Genomic DNA, 19,526 nt, shown 5'->3' with positions numbered 1-19,526 from the left:
GAATTACGCTCCCATTGGTAAATGAAGGGTGAACGTAGAGCCAATCCCCATTTCACTATGAACGGTGATTTTTCCATGATGGTCCAGAGCGATTTTCTGACAGAGCGCCAGTCCAAGTCCTGTACCTTCTTCCTTGGTTGTATAGAATGGATTAAAGATCGTGGCCAAAGATTTCTCCGGAATACCGCTGCCCGTATCGCTAATCGAGATAAGTGCTTTATCTCCATCATGCAACAGATCAATATGCACCTCACCGGGGTCTGTCATCGCTTCAAATGCATTACGAATCAGGTTGATCAGTACCTGTACGATCTTGTCCCGATCCATGTTGACCACGACTGGCTCACCAGTCATTTCAAGCGTAATCCGATGACCCCGTGATGCTGCATCCGACTCAGTTAACGACATGACTCGTTCGAGACAATGCCCCACTCGTTCAGGTTTCATGTGATTGGTGTGTGGTTTCGAAAATTGCAAAAACTCAGCCGTCAGTTCCGTAACCCGTGTGATCTCCCCCATAATGACTTCATACCACGGAGCGATATTGAAGGCCTGCCCCCGTGACAACTGCAGGAATCCGCGAATGGCCGTCAGCGGGTTGCGAATTTCGTGAGCCATGCCAGCGGCCAGTTCACCAACAGCCCGGAGTCTTTCGGAACGGAAGACCTCCTCTTCGTTTTTCAACCATTTATTGCGCTGATGCTGGAATAAACTGTCCTCCGCCACCGTAATAAAGTGCTGCAGCGTATCGGACATTCCCGGATACAGGGAAATACTGTAGTTCACCTGCAACTCCCGCAAATCCCCTGACAGGAGTGATGTCATGCGTTCTTCAATGTCCTGTGTCTCAGGCAAAATGACTGCATAGCGATCTCCTGCATAGCGGGATATACCATACGAATCCGAAAATTGTTTTGTAATGCTCTCGCCCGTATTTCTGATTACGCCGCACCAGTTGTCTTCGACCTCTTTGTCAAACCCGTTGAGATTCTGAATATTCAGGATAATCAGCAAAAAGGAGTGGTGCTCCTCCACCGTTTTATTAAGGGCATCCATGTATCCTTCGTAATTCAGCAGCCCGGTGAGTGGATCATGGAGGGTCAAAAAATGATTTTTCTCTCGAAGTCTGCGCTTCTCTGCCTCACTTGCACTTAAGGTATGATACAGAAATATAATGACTATCGCAGTTAACATGTCAAACAGGGATGCCAGCAAAGCATATGTATCAATCGTCACATACGAAAGCCGAATCACTGTATATTCGAGCACAAGCAGCATCGAAATGGGTAACGTCTGCGTGACACGCTGTTTATCCTGAATCATCGACATAATGAGCAGGTAATACAACATATTGCACCAGTTCAATTCACTGAAGTAGTGGAATAAACCAAGAAAGACCCAGTGGACGTTACGCAGTGCAGGATAACGTTTCTCCCCATATACACTTGCTACAAATAACACACCAGCACATATCATTAACGTGAGATGGGGAGTAAGCCCTAGAAAATAAGAGGACAGGATAACAAGCAGACATCCCAGCGGGAAAATAAGCATTTTCATCGTGTAACTTAGCAAAAAGCCTCGCCCCCTTTGACATATTACTCACATCAAATACCTCAATTACATGTATTATATCGATTATGTTTAGCTAATGTTGTCGATTAGTGGAACCTTGTCAAATTCACATGAATGTATAAATTTATTATTAAAGTAGGACAAACGGTTTATAGGAAAACGGAGAATGCGAAACTATTTTACATCACATTGCCCAACACTATGTTACAATACATTAATGGGTTTATTTAGGATATCACCTTGGTTATGGAGGGATAAGCATGATAATACAAAGAAAACCTTTGGGCATCGGGACATTTTCTCTGCTTGTGCTTGTTCTGGGCTTTGCTTTTAATTTTCCTTGGGGCCCAGAAAAGTTTAAGATCAGTCACTATTTGTTTAATCTACTGAACTTGCCTATTTATAGCAATGGTCATCAAGGATTTAACATTCCCTTTATGGTAGCTATAATCTTTTGGTTATCTTCCTTTTTGATTGCCCGCAAGTATCATTCTCACTATGGTACAAAGGTGGCCTACAAGGTCGGTGGTTTCATGCTGATTACTAGCGTTATGATCTTTCCACTTTATGGTATAATATGGACTATATTTCATTAAAAAAGTAAAACAAGTATAAGGCCAGCCCCCTATCATTCCAGGAAGCTGGCCTTATACTTCATTACATCATTTTTATTTTTTCGCCATATACTTACGGATATCAAATGCCACAGCGGCCACAATAATCAACCCTTTAATAATGAGCTGCCAGTAAGGACTTACCCCGATAAAGGTCAGACCATAGTTGATAACCCCAAAGATCAGCACCCCTGCCATTACACCGGGCACCGTACCAATACCACCCGCAGTGGAGACGCCCCCCACAACGCAAGCGGCAATGGCATCCAGCTCATACATGTTGCCGTAATTGTTCGTTGCACCGCCCGTACGCGCGGCTTCCAGCACACCGCCCAATCCATACAATGCACCTGCAATGGCATACAACGCAATCAGGTTGCGTGCCACGTGAATGCCGGACACATGTGCAGCCTGAATGTTGCCACCAATGGCGTACATGTTCTTCCCGAGGCGAGTCTTGTTAAAGACCACCCAGCAGATCAGCGCAACAGCTATGGCAATCAATACGATATACGGAATGGAATAACCACCACCAAGATCAATGTAACCAGATCCGATAACAGTAAAGTCCTGTCTCAGTCCACCAATTGGTTGTGACTGGTTGGGTTCGGTATCAAAGTAAATCGAGTTCAAACCATATACTGCAACCATCGTTCCCAGTGTCGCGATAAAGGGTGGAACATGCAGTTTGGCTACAATGATGCCGTTAACGAGTCCGACCGCAAGACCAGCGAAGATCCCGATGATGATCGGAAATCCCACCCATAAGTGTGGCAGATCAGGAAAGAACCGATTCGCATATTCGTCTATTTGCAGCATGGATGCGGATACAACAGCCGTCAGACCAACGACCCGTCCTGCCGACAAATCGACCCCACCCGTCACCAGGATAAACGCCGCACCCAGCGCAATAATGGCCCGTGTGGAGGACTGTTGTAATATATCCCGAAGTGTAGAGAAAGCAAGAAAGTGTGGATCGGCAATAGCAATACCAATAATGAGCAGGATCAGCACAATAAAGATCGCACGCTGCGCCACGTACTGCTTCACCTGATTGATAACCTGTGTGTTCATGTATTCCCTCCTGACTAAGCCATCCGCTGCTGTGCGGCCAGCCTCATGATATCCTGCTCTGTTGCCTCGGCTCCATCCACGATTCCGGTGAGCCGTCCTTCGCTCATGACCATAATTCGATCGGACATGCCCAGCAGTTCGGGCATCTCCGAACTGATCATAACAATGCTTTTGCCCTGGCGGGCCAGTTCCGTAATAATGGTGTAGATTTCAAATTTGGCGCCCACATCAATCCCGCGTGTAGGTTCATCGAGCAGTAGAATTTCCGGATCAGTCAACAACCATCTAGCCAGTAGCACCTTCTGCTGATTACCGCCAGAAAGGTTGCGAATTAGCGTGTTAACCGAAGGCGTTTTGGTTCTGAACTTCTGAGTCTGCTCATGTGCCTCATCTCGGCCTTTCTTCTCATCTAACAGACCAATCCGATTCCGGTAACGTCCGAGACTCGCAATAATGGTATTTTCATATACAGACAACACTGGAAAAATCCCCGTGACTCTTCGCTCCTCGGTCAGCAGCGCTATGTTATGGCGCTTCGCTGCGGCGGGCGACTTGATCTTCACCTTGCGTCCATGAATTGATATCGTACCTGAAGCAAGTCCGCGTAAGCCAAACAGCGACTCAATCAATTCTGTTCGCTGTGCCCCAACAAGACCGCCGATTCCAAGCACTTCGCCTTTCCTCAGTTCAAACGTCACGTCCCTGAACGAATTCGGCTGGCTGGAGGTTAAGCCTTCTGCCTTCAAAATCACTTCTCCAGGTACATTCGTCCGTTCCGGGAACCGTTCATCCAGATCACGTCCAACCATGCGGGTAATGATCAGATCGGTCGTTAAATCGGCAGCATCCCAAGTACCCACCACAAAGCCATCCCGCATAATCGTGACCTCATCCGAGATCGTCAGAATTTCCTCCATCTTGTGCGAAATGTAGATAATGGACACGCCGCGACTGCGCAGCTGATTAATAATGGCGAAGAGCTGGTCCACTTCCTTGCCCGTGAGCGAGGACGTTGGCTCATCCATCACGATGACTTTGGATTGAAAAGAGACTGCTTTGGCGATTTCCATCGACTGTATTTTGGAAACGGATAGAGTTCCGGCCAGAGCCTTGGGATCAATCTCCAGATTGAGATCCTGGAACAGGCTCAATGTATCAGCATACATTTGTTTCTCATCCACCAGCAGTCCCCACTTGGGAAACCGTCCGAGCCAAATGTTCTCCATCACCGGACGATGAGGTACCGGATTCAGCTCCTGATGAATCATCGATATACCATGCTGAAGCGCCGCTTTCGAACTCGGAATCTCCACCTCATTGCCGTCCATCCGAATCGTTCCTTCATCCGGGCGATACATACCGAACAGACATTTCATTAGGGTGGATTTGCCCGCTCCGTTCTCTCCCATCAGCGCATGTACCGTGCCCGGCTTTACCTTCAATGTGACTTGACTCAGTGCCTGCACGCCCGGAAATGCTTTGGATATTCCATCCATCTCCAGCAGGTAAGGTGATTCCATCTTTCATCCTCTCCTTCCGTAAACCCGGCAAAAAAAGGACGCCCTCTCATGACGGACGTCCCTGTTGGCTGCTGTTATTGGGCGTCGGCAATGTTGTCTTTCGTAATTTTTTTGTATGCAATCCAGACGTATTTGCCATCCGTAATGTCATAACCCGTATTTTCCTTCGTTGGCGTCTCACCCTTCGCGAGTACGGAAGCGAGTGCAACCGTTGCTGCGCCCTGGTTCTTGGCATCATTCAACACCGTACCCAGCATCGTTCCGTCCTGAAGAGCCTGAATGGCTGGAGCGGTCGCATCTACACCGACAACCGGCATCGTTTTACCGTCCTTGAAGTATCCGGCTGCTTTCAACGCCTCAATGGCGCCAAGTGCCATGTCATCGTTGTTAGCCAGTACCGCTTCGATCTTGTCTCCATGGGAGGCGAGGAACGCCTGCATTTTTTCCTGGCCTTTGACCCGATCCCACATCGCCGTATCTTCCGCCAGCGCCTCTACCTCGATACCTGCATCCTGAATGGCCTGAACGGAATATTTGGTCCGCAGCTCAGCATCCTGGTGGCCCGGTTCACCTTTCAGCATGACGTATTGCAGCTTGCCGTCCCCGTTTTTATCTGCCTCAGGGTGAGCCTTCCAGTAATCCACAATGAGCTGACCCGAGATCGTGCCGGACTCTTCCGCCTTGGCTCCAACGTAATACACTTTATCCCACTTGTTCATGTCTTCGGCAACAGGCTCACGGTTCAAAAAGACCACCGGAATGCTTGCCGCTTTGGCTTTGTCAATAATGACGCCTGCTGCGGTCCGGTCCACCGGATTCACGGCCATTGCATTGTACTTCTTGGATACAAACAGATCGACTTTTTCATTCTGGGTTGGCTGTGCGTTCTGGCTATCCACGATATCGAGTGTGGCTTTGCCTTCCGCTGCTGCGGTCATCGCATTCCTTACCCCCGTCATGAACGTATCATCGAACTTATAGATCGCCACACCGATCTTCGGCGTTTCTGTTCCTCCTGCTGCCTGACCTCCTGCATCTGTTCCCGTACTTCCGCCTGCACTGTCTCCGCCACTGCTGCACCCCGCCGCCGCAACCATACATGCTGTAAGCAACAATGTCATCCACGTTTTCTTCATATCCTAATGACCTCCCCCAAGTTCATTCGGCTTTACCGATATCTTTATTATGAAAGGGTTTACAATAAATTCGAATACAATATCTTCCTCTGTTTTATCGAAATCTTCCTCAATTATCTTCCTGTCTTCATTGTACAAAAGGAAACAGCAGCTTCTGGTTATCCATCCAGAACATATTGTCCGTACTGACCAGCTTCGTTTCCAGCGTTACTCTGGCTTGCACCTGTTGATTGTTCAGCCGTGCAACGGCCTGATTCACGCCAAGATATCCTGCGCTGAATCCGTTTTGTACAATTAAGTGCTGAATTCTGCCTTCCTGTAACTGTTCTAACTGCTGCTGTTCACTGCCAAATCCCACAATCTTTACCTTGTTCCCATTTCTCTCGGAAATTCGCCGGTTCAATTCATCCGCTGCACCCAGAGAAGCAGGTTCCTGAAGGGCAATTATTCCGTCCACCTTCCGCTGATCAAGCAGTTGCTTCGTCGCCTGCCAGCAACCATCCCGGGTGCTGCACACGGATTGTGTCTCCACATGAATGTCCGGATAACGGGCTAGTGATTCCTCTACCCCTTGTTCTCGGTTAATCAGACCCGGATTTACAGGATCAGGACCGAGCATGGCAACTCGCCCTCGTCCTCCCAGCAGCACAGCCATGGCCTGGCCTGCCTGCCGTCCAGCCTCTACGTTATCCATCGAGATAACACTCGTTATGCCTTTTACAGGAAACTCATCATTCAACAAAATCACGGGGATAACCATGCCGTTGATACCCATTGTCTGTGCCTTCTGGATGATGTCGCTGAGTGCCTTCTGACTCAGGGGATCGATCAACAGGGCCGAGGCTCCCTGTTCCAGTGCCAGTGATACGGCATCGACCTGGGCTTGTTCACGCTCGCTCAATGGGTAAGTTCCATTTTGCAAATGCTCCTGCTTAACCTTTATCCGTCCTGCTGTGAAGTCGGGGTTAGATGGCGCGTAAGTTAACCCCTCGGAGGGAAAAGCCTCCACCGTAATCAGATCAGCCCCCGCTTCTTTGGCAGCCGCTTCTGCCCCAAGACGTATCGCTTCTGCGAGTTCTCCGGTTCCCGCTGGCGTAATCAGTGCAATGCGCGGCGGCGACCCGGCCGGATCAGCGTTCGACAACCCACACGCCATACATAACAACAGGCAGCAGACGGCTGCTGTCATGGCCATATAACGAAGGATAATGACTCTCATCCGTATGACTTCTACGCGGGAGCAGATTTTTATTTTCTTAACCAAATGTCCGATCCAGTCCGTTCTAATCATCTTATTCGACTTATTGGTTCGCTTGGTGCACATGCTGTTCCCTTTATTGTTCATCATGAGCATTGTCCTCCTCTCGTTCCCATTGGATCGGAATCCGAATCCAGACCGTTGTGCCTTCTTCCAGTTCACTATCGAATTCAAGACCGTAAGCTTCGCCATAATAGAGCTGAATCCGATCATGCACATTGCGTACAGCTACACCTGATCCTGCACCACTTTTCACGATAGGACTGCCCACCAGGAGTTTCGACATCTGTTCTTCCGTCATGCCGACCCCATTATCCGTAATGCGGAACACCAGCTTATCTTCCTCCCGATATACACGAATCTCAATGCATCCCTCGTCCATGTGATACTCAATGCCATGTACGATGGCATTTTCAATGAGTGGTTGAAGCACCAGCTTAAGTGTCAGGCAGTCCAGTGTGTCCTCATCCGCATTCATGCTGAAATTGAATTTTCGCTTGAATCGCATTTGCTGAATTGTCAGGTAATGATGGGCGTGCTCCAGTTCTTCTTTGACCGTAATAATCGTTTTGCCTTGACTGAGACTGATGCGAAACAATCGGGATAACGAAGTAATCATCGTAATGACTTCCTCATTCCGGCTCATACCCACCATGCGTACGACCGAATTCAACGTGTTATAAAGGAAATGCGGATTAATCTGAGCCTGCAAAGCTTCCAGTTCAAGACGCCGTTTCTGTTCCTGTTCATGGATAATTTCACTCATCAAGGTACGGATTTTATAGACCATCAGGTTAAAGCGACGGGATAAACGTTCCACTTCCAGCGGCCCTTCGATAGGTAACTCCACGTTGAAATCCCCTCGCTCCACCGCCTTCATCTTTCGTTCCATGCGCCGGATCGGACGTGTCAGACTGGAAGAGAGGAACAGTGAAACCAGGATGACCAATACCAGTACAACCAGCAGCACTCGAATCAGATATCCATTGACCTCCTTGCGGGTTGTCATGATCTCATCCAGGTAGGCAACACCTACGATCTTCCATCCGATATTGGCGACTGACTTGACCGTATTCAGCCTTTTCTGCCCATCCGCCTCATCTTCATAACTGCCCGTTGCAACCAGTGCCTGTTCGATATTCTCACTTTTGAGCCCCATGTACATCAATTGCTGCTGTGGGTGGTATACGATATTACCTGCACTCTCGTCGATGATATAGACATATCCCCGTTGTCCCAGACTGACCCGGCGGCTCAGTTCATCCATTTGTTTGAAGTTGATATCCACCAGCAAAATGACCTGCCGATCCTGACCATTTTGCCGTACGGTAATGCCTTTGCTCATGGAAACGACCCATTTGTATGGGCCTGTGTACATGTTCTGGATATGAGGCAGCGAGAAACTAAGGTGATCCGGCACTCTAAGCGCAGATTGAAACCACCCTTGCTGTGTCACATGGGCACTCGGTTTTAATTCGGCTGAAGGTCTGTTCTTGAGCAAGTGCCCTGTTGAATCCAGCAAAGTAATAGAGATGATATCCTCGCGGCTGCTAAGCAGCGTGTCGAGCTGTTTGTCTACCTGGTCCCCTTCCCACGTGCCATCCCGCAGCATATGTTCTTCGATGGCTCGATACAGATGCGACATGCTGCGAACATAATCCTCCAGATTGTAACTGACCTGGTCCACGATCTGTCTCGTCGTCAGCTCCGCACTTCGCTCCGCAGCCTGTGTGAATTTGTCATGCAGCAGCAGCGCCATGGTGGTTAGCACCAATACGATGAAGACAGAGAAGGACCACGTAATAATAAAGCGGATACTGCTGACTCTTGATGAACGCAATCTGGATCGCAGCCTTAGCCAAAGGGATTTCATCCATCCGTCAGACGGTTTCATCGGATTGAACCTTCACTGGCAGTTAGTGCTGCCTGTTTACGATATTCTTTGGGCGAGACGCCGATATGTTTTTTAAAACAAAAACTGAAATAATTCGGTTCGGCGAAACCTACCTGACCCGCAATCTCAAACGACTTCAGCTCCGTGGAGCGAAGCAGTTCCTTGGCCGCTTCCATACGGATCTGCATCAGATATTGCAGAAAGGTGAGCTGCACTTCTTTTTTGAAAATGCCACAAAAATATCCCGAGCTAATATGCAGATGCCCGCATACCTTCTGAATGGACAGATCCGGGTCAGCATAATGTTCTTTGGTAAACGATAACGCCTGTTCCACAATATCCTTGTATACATGCTGCCGTCCGCTGGCGATGCGATGTTGTACAAGCAGACATACCTCCCGCACCTTGCCCTGTGCCTCGGACAACCCTGGCAAACGGAACAAATCGGCGTACAATTGAAACCCCGCCCCAAAGATGTCCTCCATCGCCTCACCTGATGCCTGAGCTGCCTTCCAGACGGTCGTTAAAACTTCTATCAGATAGAGCTGAATGTCACTTCGCCCATGCTCTACCGTAATTTCCCGGAAAATGATCTCCAGCGCTTCTTCCAGTTCCGTCTGTGTGCCCGCCTTCAGACAACGTGTCAGTGTCTGCTGCTTCAACTCGTCAAAACGAAGCTTGCCCGCCGTCTGCCGCTCGACATCGGCAATATAGATGAGCGGATCGGTCCCTGGCACAAGTCGGTAATCCAGCGCTAATAGTGCATCTTCATAGGCATGCTTTACACCCGCCAGTGTATTTACAATCTGTCCTGATCCTACGGTAGCCGGAATGCGCAAGTAGTGGTTGATGCTGCGCATGACATTTTCGAGTGCCTGCTGCTGGCGTTTCTCCCCCTCTGCTGCACCCCAGCGGTCCACGTAAAGCAGTACAATCGTCTCCTGATGCATAAAAGCATGTCCGGCCCCGTGTTCCGTCCACACTTCTGCTGCAATGTTCAGCGCAGCAAATTGCTTCAACTCCGCATCCTCCGATTGAAGCAAAGACTGTCCTGTACCTTGTCTATGTTCAAGTGTATTTTGACGTTCAGCACCAGACGGCTCGCGATCCACTCCTTGCTGCACTATCTCAGCATTCCGTGCCTGTGAAGTTTCCGCTTGCTCACGCCGCGGCGTTTTCTTCCCTTCTCCATCCATATGGAGGGTCAGTACAGAGACACCATACCGTTCACCGTGCAGATCCAGTCCGCATTGCTTCGCTTTGTCATGAATATATTCCAGCGATTTCTGCCGATGCAGCAAAGTTGCCATCAGATCTGCCTGCAGCAAGGGTAAGCTTGTATAATAGTGATCGCGCAGCTGTTGTACATTTTCCCGTTCTGCTACTTCTGACTCCATCTGCGCACGCAATCTGGTAAGCAGTTCTGTCAGATGTCCTGCCGAGAAGGGCTTCAGTAAATATTCATCCACACTCAGCGAGACCGCTTGCCGGGCGTAGTCAAATTCATCATATCCGGTCAAAATCACCACTTTCACAAGCGGATTACGCTCCCGTAACCTTTTGGCAAGTTCAAGTCCATCCATAAAAGGCATACTGATGTCTGTCACCACAATATCCGGCTCTACCCGTTCTGCCATTTCAAGTGCTTCCCGGCCATTCTCCGCCAGACCAACAATGCGCAGATCCAGCGCTTCCCAATCCACCTCTACGACCAACCCTTCGCGTACATCCTCTTCATCATCCACCAGCAATACCCGGTACACGTTCGGATTCCTCCTTTATTTAAGGGGCCTTAAGCCCAAGCAATAATGTATATGTCGATATGATCCAAGGTTGCCATCATAATATACAATATAAATTCGATTGTGTAACCGCTTACTTTATGAAGTGAAAGATTAATATAATGAGCGCTCACAAACGGAATATATGGTAAATTATTGAAAGGAGTTAATTATGAAATAGGAAAGGAGTCCATCCATTGATGAATTACTTGAAATCCGGAGTGATAACGACCGGTATTGCCGCAATATTAATCTGCAGTGGTGCAATCACAGAGACGATTCGAACCGATCGATTTGAGGCATCCACTGAGTCTTCGCACTGGGAGGACCAACCTCAAGAACTTCAGGAGAAGCTATCAAAATCATGGAGCGAAGGAATAGAGGCGATACGTAATACGTTGAATGAGAATGGTGAGAAACAAAATATAACTGAATGGAAACTGTTCAACAGCTTGGAGGATTCATTAACCACACTTCCCCATAAAGAGCAATCTTCCTTCATCGCTGCCTATTATAGTAACGAACGAAGAACTATGTTGGAAAAAGGGGACATCATGCCAGCCTTGCTTTTACATCCAGATCATACAAAGGCGATACTCTTTTGGGAAAAGCATGATGGAACCTATGCCATGATAATGATGGATACCCGAATCAATGAAAATGGAAAAGACGAGTGGTATGTAAGTCGTTCGCAGGAAATAAATAGGCCCTAACCCACTTCAGCGGGCTAGGGCATTAATCATTCTCAAGAGGGAACTGCTTAGGTCCAGTTCTATCCACTGCTGTGTACACTCATGCTCAATTGCTGCATGTGCTTTAATCCGATTCCGCTTCTCCATCCTCTTCTACTGACGAAGATAGTTTGGCATTTAACCCCTTCACGTAAATCATGGTGGTATCGGGATTGGTATGCCCCATCATTTCGGCCAAGCGATGCAGTGGTGTATGCTCGGCCATAGCGTATCCGAACCGATGACGAAGATCATGGGAACTTAGCCCTTCCAGTCCGGCTGTGGTCATCACCTTTTTGATCAAATGGCGCAGTGCCCTCTCCGTTAAGCGATCACTGGTTTTCTCGGAAGGAAACAGGTAAGGACTATCCAGATCAAGTCCAGCCATATACGCCTTCAACATCGCAATACACGTCATATTCAGCGGGATTTTCCGTTGACCGTTTCGTTTATCGGCCCTCACGGTGAGTTGCCCGCTTCGTTTTCCCAATTCAATATCTGTGGGAGCAAGATTGCATACCTCCATCGTTCGCAACCCCGTATGAAACATGAGAGTAAGGATGGTCTGATCCCGAAGCGAGTTGCCGTTCTCGACCGCAGATATGAACGATTGTTCTTCCTCGGTTGTCATTCGGCGTGGGCTAACCTTGTCTTCCGGAATGAACTTCAGCGGTTTGGAAGGATCCATGTTAATCCTGGCCGCCGATGCAACCCACTTGAAAAAACGTTTCAATGTAATTAGTCTGCGATTAATGGTAGATGGTTTCAATTGCATTACTTTCTGTGAATCTTCCCGGTAACTGATTAAAGTTGATGTATGCACGTCCTCGATTTGGAATGAGATTCCTTCACCCCGTGCATCGTTTCCTCTATACCATTCGGTAAAATGCTTCAAATCACTTGCATATTCCTTCAAGGTTTTGGGAGTCAATTCTCCCTGAATCGTAAGCATATGTATGAATTCTTGAACAACCATTTCCCCTTGTACCGAAGTACCAGAACCCTTATCCATTAGAAAAAACCTCCAAATCTTGACTTATATTAGCGGACATGGTATTATCATATTAATCGATACATTAGCGGACATCAAGTCTGTGGGTTTGAATATACCTGATTAGCGTTAATTTTCTAAATTAACCTTTTCAAAATGGTCGTTAAAAAACTTATTTTTTTGGAGGAATCACATGCAAACAGGTACAGTGAAATGGTTTAACGCGGATAAAGGATTTGGCTTTATCGAAACTGAAGAAGGAACAGACGTATTCGTTCATTTCAGTGCAATTCAAGGCGACGGCTACAAATCTTTGGATGAAGGACAACGCGTCCAATTTGAAGTAACTCAAGGTAACCGTGGACCACAAGCTGAGAACGTTACTAAAGTTTAATTATATTAAGGCTGCCTGTACAAGGCAGCTTTTTGTTTTATTTCAACCAAATACGAAAAGTGAGGTATGACAAATGGATAAAGAACAATTGATCACAGAAGTAGCCAAAAACGGCGGATTCTCCAAAAAGAACGCTGAAAAGGCCGTTACCGTTGTATTAGATTCAATTTTGGAAGCATTAAAAGAAGGCAAAGAGGTTCAACTGGTCGGATTCGGCAAATTCGAAGTACGCAATCGTGAAGCACGTACGGGCAAGAGCCGCAGAACGGGCAAAGAAATTCAACTTCCAGCAGGTAAGGTTCCTGTATTTACAGCCGGATTAACGATGAAAGAAGCTTTAAACTAAACAGCAACAACAGGATTGGAAAAGAGGTTTTTATTCAAACACACAATGAACATTTTGATGTAAATGTCGTGTTTTCTACGGTTGATGATATCATTAACTTTTATTCCGGCAAGCAGACAGACCAGAATAACGCGGAAGATCACACCCATTCAACACCCCCATTAGAAGAGTCTGCACAGACGCCACAACCACCCACTCGCTAAAACGAACCTTTCATCTTGGACAATAAGAAGCCCTGTTCCGCTCAACACGGTCCAGGGCTTGATTTGTGTCAATCGAGCACCCAGGGAGAATGAATTTTGGGTACGTCATTGATTAATTGCTTGGTATAGGGATGCTCTGCATGGTGAATGACCTCCTCTGCTCTCCCTGCCTCCACCATTCGTCCATGCTCCATAATACAGATCGTGTCGCTCACATAATAAGCCAGCCCCACGTCGTGCGTAATAAACACAATGGTCATGCGGTTCTCGTCACGCAGCTTGAGCAGCATATCCAGAATGGTTGAACGCGAGCAGGCATCCACCATGGAAGTCGGTTCATCCGCAATCAGCACCTTGGGATGCAGCATGAAAATGCGAGCAATCATAAGCCGTTGCATCTGTCCACCGGACAGCTCAAACGGATATTTGTTGTATAATTCCTCGAACTTCAGGTTAACGAAAGAACAGGCTTCCTTCATTTTGGCATATTCCTCGTCCTTGTTCAGCTTCAGCCCCTGAAGTTTGATACAGTCCACCAGCAGCTTTTCCACCCGGTGAAACACGTTAAACGAAGAGAATGGGTCCTGGAAAATGGCCTGGATATCCTTCCAATAGGCTTTTCGCTCGCGGTACCGCTTCAGCTGTCTGGGCTTGCCATCGTATTCAATCGCTCCACCCGATTCCTTGAGCAATCCCATAATCATTTTCGCAAGCGTGGTCTTACCACTGCCGCTCTCTCCCACAATGGAGATAATCTCCCCTTCATGAAAATCAAAGCTTACATCGTCCACCGCTGCCTTTTTGCGATTACCTGTACCGTACACCTTGGTCAGATGGCGGCCGCTGATCAGCACCTTGCCCATCGTCATACTACCTCACTCCTTTCGGGGAGCCTTGATCCGAGCCCACTACGCCCAGAAGGAATCATTTCATTGGTCTGCACTATCGTCTGTGTCAACTTGAACATCCTGGACTTCTTCTCCGTTTGAAGCGTTCTCCTCTTGGTTCTGTTCCCTCTCCTGGAACTCATCATTCCGCTCCTGCTCGAAATGATCTTCCTGCTCCTGCACCCTGATCTGCTCCAGCATCTCCGGCGTCAGGAGACAGCGATATATGCGCCCATCAACATGAATGTTCTCAATTTTTCCCTGTCGGCACTCGTCGGTCACCAATGTACAGCGCTCTGCGAAGCGACAGCCTTCCGGCACATTTTTCAGATTCGGTGGTGCACCGGGAATCGCAGCCAGCTTATGCTCCTTCATGCCCTCTTCCGGCACAATAATGGAGCCCATCAGCTTGCGAGTGTATGGATGCAGTGGATTGAAAATCATTTGCTCTGCCGTTCCTCGCTCCACGATCTCCCCGGCATACATGACCATAATTTCATCCGTGACATGGTACAGCAATGGCAGCTCATGTGTGATGAACACCAGTGACTTGATGACCTTGCGTTTCAGCAAATCCTTCAACAGACGAATGACCGCCTTCTGAGAAGTGACGTCCAGTGCCGAAGTAGGTTCATCCGCAATCAGCACATTCGGATTCAGAATCGTGGAGATCGCGATGACCGTACGCTGCTTCATACCGCCGGACAATTCATTTGGATACATATCCAGCACATCCGGCGACAGATTCAATGATTGGAAGCGCTCCGTAGCCATCTTCCGCACATCCGGACGTTTCATCTCCGGACGATGCTCCTTCATGATGTCTTCAATAAACCTGATAATCCGCAGCGTTGGATTCAGTGCATTCATGGCGGCCTGTGGAATATAGGCAATTTCCTTGCCCAGAATTCGAGCACGAAGCTGCTCTTTGTTCAACTGCATAATATCGGTACCATTGATCCGGATCGAACCACTGCCATAATGCAGGGGCGGGAAATAAAAGCCCATCAGGCTAAGTGCCAGCGTCGATTTGCCACAGCCCGATTCACCTGCAATACCAAGAGTCTGCCCCTCTTTCAGTCCGAACTCCACCCCGTCAACGGCAAAGACATTTTCCTTGAGCCGGGTACGGTAGTAGGTTTTGAGACCGCTGACCTGAAGTATAGGTTGGTTCATGGTCTTAGCTCCTTATTTTCGGATTGAAAATTTCGTCCATGCCCGTATTCATCAGATAAAGCGAGAAGGTAATGACGGCAATCGCCAGCGCCGCAGGAATGAATGCCCACCATGCCCCTGCTACTGGTGCTTCGAACACCAATGCCCAGTTCATCAGAATGCCGAGTGAGATCGTATTATACGGTCCCAGCCCCAGCATGGAGATGGAAGCTTCGGACAGGATGCCCGAGGCCGTCTGGAGTACAAAAGCCATCACTACATAAGACGCGATATACGGCAAAATCTCATGAATAATGATCCGCGGCGTACTGTGTCCCGAAATTTTCGCAATATGCACATGATCCCGGCTGCGAAGAGATGTCGTCTGGGCTCGCACAGCCCGGGCTGTCCAAGGCCAGCTGGTTATTCCGATAATAATGGCCGTCACCAGGGAACTGCGTGAATCAATGCTGACCGAGATCAAGATCAGGATGATGAACGAAGGAATAACGATGAAAATATTCGTGATCGCCGTTAGAAAGTTATCCAGCATTCCTCCGATATATCCTGACACCAGGCCCATAACGAGACCGATCACAGTCGCAAACACACCCGCGATCAGTCCGACTCGTATGGACGTCTGAATGCCATACATCAATTCAAGGAAAATGTCCCTTCCAAAATTGTCCGATCCTAATAGCAGGCCATCGCCAGGCGGCTGGAATGCCATTGCAATCATCTCCAGAGGATCACTGCGATTGATGAGCGGATAGATCGTAACCAAGAGCAGCATGCCGACAAAAGTCACCGCGCCGATCATGAATTTGGGTGACTTCAGCAAAATCGAGATCGAATGCTTCATATCACTGTTCCTCCATTTGAGCGGCCTTGATGCGCGGGTCAATGAAGCCGTAGATGACATCGATGGTAAAATTGGCAAGTAAGACAGCAATAGCAATCAGCAGCGTGCACCCCGAGATTAGAGGATAATCCAGCTGCCGTATGGCCGTGAACAGCCATGTGCCGATGCCCGGATAACTGAAGACAATCTCACAGATCAGTGACCCGCCCACCATCGTGCCGATGGAGAGCGCAAGTCCCGTAATTTGCGGCAGCATGGCGTTGCGGAAGACGTAACGGGAGATCTTTCCGTCGCGTATGCCCAGCAGTTTACTGTACAGCACATAGTCGGAATTCAGCTCATAGATGGACATCTCCCGCATGCCAATAGCCTGACCGCCAATGGTCACGAGCACAATGGAGAGGAACGGCAAAGTATGGTGGCGAACCACGGACATGATGAAATCGAAGCTCAGCTGCGGCACCATCTGGAAGTCATATCCGCCTGATAGCGGAAACCATTTCAGTGATAACGCAAAGACATACAGCATAATAATAGCCAGAGTAAAAAAAGGAATGGAATTGATAAACAACGCTACCGGAAACAGCACTTTATCAAAAACACCCTTCCGGTACGCCGCAATGGCACCGAGCAAATTGCCAATAATCCATCCGACCAGGATGGCCGGAAGCTGAAGCCCCACCGTCCAAGGGACGGCGGAGGCCAGAATGTCCGTCACAGGCTTCGGATACAGTCCAAAGGACGTACCCAGATTGCCTGTGAACAGATTTTTCAAATAGATGCCGAATTGGGTCCACAGCGGCTGATCAATGCCGAACTCAACCGTAAACGTCTCATACACCCGCTTGATGGAATCCGAGTCGGTCATGCCTGACGTCATTTTGGAAGCGATCATGCTCACCGGGTTGCCCTCAATCAGTCTTGGCAAAATAAAATTCAGTCCGATGGCGATGACCAGGGTCAGGCCGTACCAGAATACTTTTTTGGCGACATATCTGGAATAGGCATTCATAGGATTTAGCACCCCCGAGTTTAGCGGATAAGGGCCTTATGTCTGAATTGGCGTGTTACTTCATCGTGTCCTGCCTCATTATGAGTTCCTTAATTGTGAATCTGATACAACGCCTTGATGCCTGCTCCGTCCATCGAGATTTGCGGCGGAATGTTAGTGCCATCTCCTTCGGTCGGGAAGCCTTTCCAGACGGATTCGTTCACGGTGTCGAACACCCATGGTCTGTACATCAGCGGAATGGAAGGAATGTCTTTCAGCCAGATGGTATTCAGTTCGGTGTACAGTGACTTCAGCTTCGCCTCGTCAGACACGGATGGAATCTCTTCAATAATGGCGTCTGCGCGGTCATTCTGGTAACGTCCCCAGTTCCAGAACGCCATCTCGCCCATTGGGGCAACCCCTTTGGAGTACATGATCGTCATCGCACGGTTCCATGGCTGGCTTGGGCTGACCCCGCCCGCAGGTGTGTTCATGATGATATCGAATTTGCCGGTTTGCAGATCATTGGTCCACACCGGGGATTCCGGGAATTTGGTGCGGATTTCGATGCCGATGGCCTTTGCACTCTGTGCTACGATCTCCAGAGCAGCGTTCCAGTCGGACCACCCGTAAGGGCATTCAACTTCGAAAGGCCCAAGGCGTGTGCCGTTAAGGACACGGATGCCATCCTTGCCTTTTTTCGCTCCAATTTTGTCGAGCAGGGCATTGGCTCCTTCAATATCCATCGTCCATTGCAACGACTTGATGGCATCCTGGTCAATGTATTTGGACTCGGCGTCCGAGTTCAAGGTCAGGGAAGGCTGCATCGGTGCAGAGTATCCGCTCATGGCGAGCTCCGAGATTTTGTCATAGTTAATGCTCATGGCAATAGCCCTGCGAACGTCTGCATTATCGAGTCCAGCTTTGGACAGATTGAAGAAAATACTTGGCATGGAACCGGGCAGATAATACGGCGCATCCTTCAGATACGTTTTGACGGCAGCCCCGCCTTCCCACATCTTCCACACCTGAGGGATAAACTGCTGCGAGACGTCCACTTGACCGCTCTTGAACGCCAAATCACCTGCGGCATTATCTTTGTAGATCACATGCGTGATGTACTTCGGAGCAGGCAACTTGCCAAACAATTTCTGGCCCCAGTAGTTGTCGTCACGAGCAATCGTAATTTTCTGGTCGTTATAAAAATGAAGCTTATATGCTCCGGTGCCCACCGGATTGTCATTGATCTCTTTGCGAATCGCGGTCAGATCATTGTTGTTCTTCTTCTCGATCTCTGCCCAGACGTGCTTCGGCAGCATCGGAATCAGTTCAATGCTGTCCAGTACGGTCAGTTTGTTCGGGTTATCGGGGTTCAGCTTGATTTCCACGGCCTGTGCTCCATCTGCTTTCACCTCACTGATGTAAGTCCAGAAGCTGCTCCAGTTGATATCGTATTTTTTGCCCAGCTCATAGGTATATACAACATCATCTGCCGTAAAAGCCGTCCCGTCGCTCCACTTCGCATCCGCATTCAATTCAATGCGCAGTGTGGTTTCATCCGTCCATTCATACGACTTGCCCAGGAGAGGTTCAAGCCCGCCGTCCAGCTGATTCACCATGAACAGCGTCTCATATACCAGTTCCCTGGAGTTGCCGTAATTCACAGGAAATGCGGGATTTCCGCTCAACAAATTAAAGTTCGTAGGTGGCCCCCATTGCAGCCCGTTGATATACAAGGTCTCGTTACGCGGGGTCTCCTTGTTGGTTTGTGGTGCAGGTTCGTTCTGTGTTGTCGTGGTCGGTGTATCCACCGTCCCTTGTGGTTCACTTACTGATGGTGGCTGAACACTTTGGCATGCGGCTAACAGCGTGACAGACATGAACAAAGCAACGAGCGGTTTTGCAGCAGTCTTGAATCGCATCCTGAACCCCTCCGTGAATTCATTTTGACATTATTGGAAGCGCTTACTTAATGTTATTCTATGACTTATCTCACACCAAACATTCCATCTCTTTTCTCAATATTGAGACATTGTTTTTGCGGTCACACGAAATAACCAGCTCCGCATGGGGCAGCTGGTTATGTACTGAATTTGTATATTACTCCACAGAGG

General features: G+C 48.6%; 17 protein-coding genes. 4 read left to right on the top strand and 13 right to left on the bottom strand.

Annotated features, from left to right (window positions below; all coding sequences use genetic code 11):
* Nucleotides 1-3: 3 nt before the first annotated feature.
* A complete protein-coding gene (locus P5G61_RS03255; protein ID WP_301244452.1) occupies nt 4-1,560 on the bottom strand; it encodes an ATP-binding protein in 1,557 nt (518 codons plus the stop codon).
* Nucleotides 1,561-1,835: 275 nt separating this feature from the next.
* On the opposite strand from P5G61_RS03255, the gene P5G61_RS03250 reads away from it, so the two are divergent.
* Entirely contained in the window at nt 1,836-2,171 is a 336-nt protein-coding gene (locus P5G61_RS03250) for a hypothetical protein (RefSeq protein ID WP_301244450.1), read from the top strand.
* 72 nt (nt 2,172-2,243) lie between these two features.
* On the opposite strand, the gene mglC is transcribed toward P5G61_RS03250, so the two are convergent.
* From mglC to P5G61_RS03220, 6 genes are all read right to left on the bottom strand, one after another.
* Nucleotides 2,244-3,263, bottom strand: a complete 1,020-nt coding sequence (gene mglC / locus P5G61_RS03245; RefSeq protein ID WP_301244448.1) for a galactose/methyl galactoside ABC transporter permease MglC — start codon at nt 3,261-3,263, stop codon at nt 2,244-2,246.
* Nucleotides 3,264-3,277: 14 nt separating this feature from the next.
* A complete protein-coding gene (locus P5G61_RS03240; protein WP_301244447.1) occupies nt 3,278-4,783 on the bottom strand; it encodes a sugar ABC transporter ATP-binding protein in 1,506 nt (501 codons plus the stop codon).
* A gap of 74 nt (nt 4,784-4,857) precedes the next feature.
* Nucleotides 4,858-5,919: a galactose ABC transporter substrate-binding protein gene (locus tag P5G61_RS03235; RefSeq protein ID WP_024628820.1), complete on the bottom strand. Its 1,062-nt coding sequence runs from the start codon at nt 5,917-5,919 to the stop codon at nt 4,858-4,860.
* 127 nt (nt 5,920-6,046) lie between these two features.
* On the bottom strand, nt 6,047-7,267 hold the full coding sequence (locus P5G61_RS03230; protein WP_301244445.1) for a sugar ABC transporter substrate-binding protein: 1,221 nt from the start codon (nt 7,265-7,267) through the stop codon (nt 6,047-6,049).
* Nucleotides 7,254-9,050 carry a cache domain-containing sensor histidine kinase gene (locus P5G61_RS03225; RefSeq protein WP_301245209.1) on the bottom strand — a complete coding sequence of 599 codons (1,797 nt, stop codon included), beginning with the start codon at nt 9,048-9,050 and terminating at the stop codon, nt 7,254-7,256. Before P5G61_RS03225 ends, P5G61_RS03230 begins: the two co-directional genes overlap by 14 nt.
* A gap of 17 nt (nt 9,051-9,067) precedes the next feature.
* On the bottom strand, nt 9,068-10,834 hold the full coding sequence (locus tag P5G61_RS03220) for a response regulator transcription factor (RefSeq protein WP_301244443.1): 1,767 nt from the start codon (nt 10,832-10,834) through the stop codon (nt 9,068-9,070).
* A gap of 218 nt (nt 10,835-11,052) precedes the next feature.
* Here P5G61_RS03220 and P5G61_RS03215 point away from each other — a divergent pair, with 218 nt between their 5' ends.
* Complete coding sequence (locus tag P5G61_RS03215) at nt 11,053-11,565, top strand: hypothetical protein (RefSeq protein ID WP_301244441.1); 513 nt, start codon at nt 11,053-11,055, stop codon at nt 11,563-11,565.
* 103 nt (nt 11,566-11,668) lie between these two features.
* Here the strand turns inward: P5G61_RS03215 and P5G61_RS03210 are convergent, their stop codons facing one another.
* The gene (locus P5G61_RS03210; RefSeq protein ID WP_301244439.1) at nt 11,669-12,595 is read right to left on the bottom strand and encodes a tyrosine-type recombinase/integrase; all 927 of its coding nucleotides are present in this window, start codon (nt 12,593-12,595) and stop codon (nt 11,669-11,671) included.
* Nucleotides 12,596-12,767: 172 nt separating this feature from the next.
* On the opposite strand from P5G61_RS03210, the gene P5G61_RS03205 reads away from it, so the two are divergent.
* Nucleotides 12,768-12,968, top strand: coding sequence for a cold-shock protein (locus P5G61_RS03205; protein WP_024628826.1), 201 nt, complete (start codon nt 12,768-12,770; stop codon nt 12,966-12,968).
* Nucleotides 12,969-13,041: 73 nt separating this feature from the next.
* Nucleotides 13,042-13,314, top strand: coding sequence for an HU family DNA-binding protein (locus P5G61_RS03200; RefSeq protein ID WP_024628827.1), 273 nt, complete (start codon nt 13,042-13,044; stop codon nt 13,312-13,314).
* Nucleotides 13,315-13,585: 271 nt separating this feature from the next.
* On the opposite strand, the gene P5G61_RS03195 is transcribed toward P5G61_RS03200, so the two are convergent.
* From P5G61_RS03195 to P5G61_RS03175, 5 genes are all read right to left on the bottom strand, one after another.
* A complete protein-coding gene (locus tag P5G61_RS03195) occupies nt 13,586-14,386 on the bottom strand; it encodes an ABC transporter ATP-binding protein (RefSeq protein WP_024628828.1) in 801 nt (266 codons plus the stop codon).
* 60 nt (nt 14,387-14,446) lie between these two features.
* Complete coding sequence (locus P5G61_RS03190) at nt 14,447-15,580, bottom strand: ABC transporter ATP-binding protein (protein ID WP_301244434.1); 1,134 nt, start codon at nt 15,578-15,580, stop codon at nt 14,447-14,449.
* Nucleotides 15,581-15,584: 4 nt separating this feature from the next.
* On the bottom strand, nt 15,585-16,421 hold the full coding sequence (locus tag P5G61_RS03185) for an ABC transporter permease (protein WP_090893845.1): 837 nt from the start codon (nt 16,419-16,421) through the stop codon (nt 15,585-15,587).
* Between the two features lies 1 nt (nt 16,422).
* Nucleotides 16,423-17,433: an ABC transporter permease gene (locus tag P5G61_RS03180; protein WP_301244430.1), complete on the bottom strand. Its 1,011-nt coding sequence runs from the start codon at nt 17,431-17,433 to the stop codon at nt 16,423-16,425.
* Between the two features lie 89 nt (nt 17,434-17,522).
* Nucleotides 17,523-19,334 carry an ABC transporter substrate-binding protein gene (locus tag P5G61_RS03175; RefSeq protein WP_301244428.1) on the bottom strand — a complete coding sequence of 604 codons (1,812 nt, stop codon included), beginning with the start codon at nt 19,332-19,334 and terminating at the stop codon, nt 17,523-17,525.
* Nucleotides 19,335-19,526: the final 192 nt, after the last annotated feature.

This window comes from Paenibacillus vandeheii, from assembly GCF_030433635.1.
In the GTDB taxonomy this organism is placed as follows: Bacteria; Bacillota; Bacilli; order Paenibacillales; family Paenibacillaceae; genus Paenibacillus; species Paenibacillus vandeheii.
Note: the sequence above shows the minus strand (reverse complement) of the source record. Positions and strands in the feature narration are given on the sequence as shown.